3 protein-coding genes are annotated in these 4,651 nt (G+C 66.9%); 2 read left to right on the top strand and 1 reads right to left on the bottom strand.

All coding sequences use genetic code 11. The features are described 5' to 3' along the window. A partial coding sequence (locus ACKOB8_RS14610; protein WP_526378488.1) for a 2Fe-2S iron-sulfur cluster-binding protein occupies positions 1–204 on the bottom strand: 204 nt, incomplete at its 3' end. Between the two features lie 337 nt (positions 205–541). Here ACKOB8_RS14610 and ACKOB8_RS14605 point away from each other — a divergent pair. Both ACKOB8_RS14605 and ACKOB8_RS14600 read left to right on the top strand, forming a co-directional pair. Further along, the gene (locus ACKOB8_RS14605; protein ID WP_526378486.1) at positions 542–2,161 is read left to right on the top strand and encodes a ShlB/FhaC/HecB family hemolysin secretion/activation protein; all 1,620 of its coding nucleotides are present in this window, start codon (positions 542–544) and stop codon (positions 2,159–2,161) included. 4 nt (positions 2,162–2,165) lie between these two features. Next, positions 2,166–4,651 (top strand): two-partner secretion domain-containing protein (locus ACKOB8_RS14600; protein ID WP_526378484.1); only part of this gene is annotated, 2,486 nt, incomplete at its 3' end.

Genomic DNA, 4,651 nt, shown 5'->3' with positions numbered 1-4,651 from the left:
GGCGCGGTCGCGCATCGGCGAGCCCAGTTCCACCAGGCACATGCGGCAGTTGCCCGCCACCGGCAGCTTCGGGTGGTAGCAATAATGGGGCACCTCGCGGCCGATCCGGCCCAGCACGTCGACCAGGTTGGCCCCTGCCGGCACCAGATGCTCCACCCCGTCCACATTGATTGCTACCAGGGAGGGCTTGTTGTCGGTGACCATGCTCGGAAAAAGGTCTTTTGGAAGAAGGGCAACCCCCGGAAGTCAGCAAGGTGAAAGGGCGGAAAAACAGGGCTAAACTGCTCAAATTTAATGAAATAAATGTAAACGCCATAAAAGAAAGAAAACAATCGTTTGTTATGATTAAAATCATTCTTATAACTAAGGGTAGGGCTCTGTAGTCGATAAAAATGCTTTCTCTTGCCAATCTCCGACTTCGTTTAGGATTGATTACCCACTCTTGCCTAAAGTCTTACAGTCTAGGTTTTTGGGGCATAAATCCTATAAACTTGTTGTTTTGTCCGCATGTCTGGCGACCAAGACACTTTGCGCCCAAACGGTGCCCGACGCCGGCAGTCTGCTTAATCAGCTGGAGCGTTCGCTGCCGCCTCCAAGGTTGCCTCAGGTGGGGCCTCCGCCGGCCCCGCCGAAGGTCGATCTCGAACTGCCCAAGGGCGCGGTCATCCGCGTGAAGCGTTTCGTCTTCGAAGGCAATCGCTCGGTGCGCTCGGAGGATCTCGAGCGGGCACTCGCTCCGTTCATCGGCCGTGATCTGACGCTGGCCGATCTCCGTAACGCCGCGGCCGAGGTTGCCTTGCTCTACCGTTCGCGCGGCCTGCTCGCGGCCGCTTCCGTGCCGGCGCAGGACGCGACGGAGGGTCAGGTCCGGATCCGGGTGCGTGAGTCGCGTTTCGGAGGAGCCAGGGTGGATCCCGCCTCTCGCACGCGGGTCTCCGCGGCGGAGCTGATCGCCCGGGTCGAAGCCGCCATGCCGAGAGGCGAGGTGACCGACCTCTACCGTGTGGACCGGGGGATCCTCATCGCCTCCGACCTTTCCGGGGGCTCGGTCACCGGAGGGCTTTCCGCCGGGGATGCGGAAGGCGAGACGGTCGCGGTTCTCCTGGCTTACGAAAAGCCCGCCCTGACCGGCACGCTCTCCTACGACAATTCAGGAGCCCGTTCCACCGGAGCTTCGCGGGGCGCGTTGTCCTTCGAGTTCGCCAGTCCGAGGGGCGTCGGCGACGCCTTCTCGGTCGACGCCCTTTTCAGTGAAGGCAGCGAGTACCGGCGCGGCGCCTACGCTTTCGCGGTGGGCGATCACGGGCTCCGTGCCTCGCTCCACGCCAGTCTGCTCGACTTCCGCCTGATTGACGGGGACTTCGCCGCCGCGGGCATCCGCGGTCGCTCCGATTCGTTCGGAGCCGACCTCACCTGCCCGCTGGTGCGTTCGCGCCCGCTCAACGTCTATCTCACCGCGGGCGCGGACCGCCGCGGTTTCGTCAACTCCGCTTCCGGCGTCCTCACCAGCGACTACGCGGTCTCGCGGCTCGACCTGGGCCTCAACGCCAATCTCTACGACGGGCTCGGCGGCGGCGGCGTGACTTCGCTTTCGCTCGGCTGGGTCCTGGGCGACCTGGATCTGGAGGGCTCCCCCAATCGCGCCGCCGTGGCGTCCACGACCGCCGCGGAGGGCGCGTTCAGCAAGTTCCGCGCCTCGCTCAGCCGCAATCAGTCCCTGGGGGAATCGTTCACGCTGCTCGCCTCGGTCACGGGTCAGGCGGCCTTGGACAATCTGGACTCCTCCGAGGAGTTCATCGTCGGCGGCCCTTCCGCGGTTCGCGCCTATCCTTCGGGCGAAGGTTCGGGGGACTCGGGTCTGTTCGGATCTTTGGAATTCCGCTGGCAGGCCGCGGACCGCTGGCAGCTCGCCGCCTTCGGTGACGCCGGTCAGGTGCGTCTCAATGCGAACCCCGGGTTCGCGGGAGCGCCCGCGGACAACCGTCACGGATACGCCGGATACGGCGCCACGCTGACCTGGCAGGGGCCGGGATCTTCGGTGGTGCGCGCCACCTGGTCACGTCGCGCCGATGACAATCCCAACCCGTCTCCGACGGGAGCCGATCAGGACGGCTCCCTGCGGATCGACCGCTGGTGGCTGAGCGCCGCCTTCAGCTTCTGAGTCCATGAGGCGTCGACGCGGACATCTCTCCCGGGCTTTCCTGCTCACCGCCGCCTTCCTGCTGCCTGCCGGTCTGCGTGCCGAGCCGGCCGCGCAGGCCCTGCCGTCCGCGCCGGCCGTGACGGCCGGCGCGGCCGAAGTCGGCGTGACGGGGGCCGCGATGGTGGTCGAGCAGTCGTCGGACCGCGCGGTCATCAACTGGCGGTCTTTCTCCGTCGGCCGGGACGCCTCGGTCGAGTTCCGCGTTCCTTCCGCGTCCTCGGCCACGCTCAATCGCGTGCTGGGCTCCGATCCCAGCGCCGTCTTCGGCTCGCTCCGCTCCAACGGCACGGTCATCCTCGTCAATCCCAACGGCGTGCTTTTCGGCGCCTCCTCGCGCGTCGACGTCGGCTCACTCGTGGCGACCGCGCATGCGATCACGGACGCGGACTTCATGGCTGGCCGGCTGGAATTCTCACGTTCCGGTTCCGGTTCGGTGGTCAACGAGGGCGAGATCCGGGCGCGTCTCGGCGGCTATGTCGCGCTGCTCGCGCCGGAAGTCCGCAACGCGGGTCTCATCATGGCGCAGGCGGGCACGGTCGCCCTCGCGGCCGGTGAGCGCATCACGCTGAACTTCGATCCGGCAGGCTCCCTCACCGGGCTGCTCGTCACGCCCTCGCAGGTGGCCGCGCTGGTCGAGAACCGCCATGCGGTCCTCGCTTCAGGCGGCCGCATCCTCATGTCCGCCCAGGGTTTCAACGCCCTGGCCGCCGGCGCGATCCGCAGCTCCGGCTCCCTGGACGTGGGCGCGATCACCGAGCGGGGAGGGCGCGTGCTCATCGAGGCCTCGCACGAGGCCGAAGTGGGCGGCTCCGTCATCGCCTCATCCGCGGTCGAAGAGGGCGGGGCCGTCACCCTCGCCGCGCGGGACGTGCGCGTCTCGGCGGACGCGTCCATCGACGCCTCCGGCGGCAAGGCCGGCGGACAGGTGCTGCTGGGCGGAGGCTGGCAGGGCGGCGGATGGACGCTGCAGGCCCGTCGTTCCGAGGTCGGTCTCGGCGCCGTCATCGACGTCTCGGCCCGAGGGCTGGGCGACGGCGGCACGGCGGTGGTCTGGAGCGACATCACCGATCCGCTTTCGTTGACGACGGTCGCCGGCCGCATCCTCGCCCGCGGCGGCGAACTCGGCGGCGACGGCGGCCGTGTCGAGACCTCGGGCCATACGCTGGATTCCACCGGCGCCGTCGTCCTGGCCGGCGCGCCTGCCGGTCGCGGGGGTCTCTGGCTGATCGACCCTGCGGACAGCACGATCAACGCGACCGTCGTGAGCGGTTACCAAACCACGCTCAACAGCGGCACGAGCATCCTCAACGATGTCGTCGGAGACATCAATTGGCAGGCTGGCGCGGACTTGACCAAGTCTGCCGGCGGCGATGCCACGCTCACCTTACGCACCACGGCCCGCCTCAATGTTTTGAGCAATATCACGTCGACGTCCGGCAAGCTCAACCTGATCTTGTGGAGCGATAGCGACAACACGTTGGACTCCGGCGTCAGCATCGGACAGCCCGTCACTTTTTCTACCAATGGCGGACACCTCTGGATCGGCGGCGGTGCCGCCGGGGCTACCTGGAATGGGTTGGCGGTCGGCAGCGGCGCCTCGCGAGGCAGCACCGCCGGGAATTACAACGGCACCGACCTGCGTGGGGCGTTCAATACCGCCGGTGGCAACATTCGAATCGCCGCCGCCACCACGATCGACCTGGTGGCCAATCCTTCCTTCGCCGACGTCTACCTCGGGTGGCTCTCGGCTTTGACGATCAACGCCGGCAGCGGCAATATCGAGATCGTCGGCGACAAGATCACCTACGACAACGGGAGCTCCGTCACCACGACGGGTTCGCTGACCATCACGCCTTGGAACACGGCGTTCACCTCTGCCTATGCTTGGGGAGCGACGCTGACTAACGGCGGCGCCAGCGCCCTCACAATCAACAGCCCGTCCGCGATGGCCGGCTTCACCTTGGGCAAAGCCAGCAACACCGCCAATATCACGGTCAACAGCGCGCTCACCATCGGCGGTCCGGTCCGTCTCTTCGGCGGCAGCATCGCCGTCAACGCGGCCGTCAGCGCGACCGGCGACCTGCTCCTGGACGCCGATACGGGCGTCCAGCTCGCGGGCAACTTCACGGGTCTCGCGATCGGTGCCAATCTCTCCACCACCGCGGCGTCCAACGGAAGCATCACCCTCCGCGGTCGCGGCGGCAACAACGCCGCCGGCGGCCAGATCGGCGTCAATGTCGCCAGCGGCGTCTCGGTGGCCCCCGGTGGCAGCGGCTTCCTCGACGTCGAAGGCACGGGAGGAAACTCCGTCGGTGCGACCAATCTCGGAGTGCGCGTTTACGGCACTTTGACGAGCGGTTCGGGCAATCTCACCGTGACGGGACTCGCCGGAGGCGCCGGGGCCAGCACCAACAATGACGGAATCGCCTTCCATGGCGGCGCCGTGAT

It is taken from the genome of Mycobacterium sp., assembly GCF_046091765.1.
Taxonomy (GTDB): Bacteria; Actinomycetota; Actinomycetes; order Mycobacteriales; family Mycobacteriaceae; genus Mycobacterium.
This window is presented reverse-complemented; position numbering and strand designations above follow the sequence as displayed.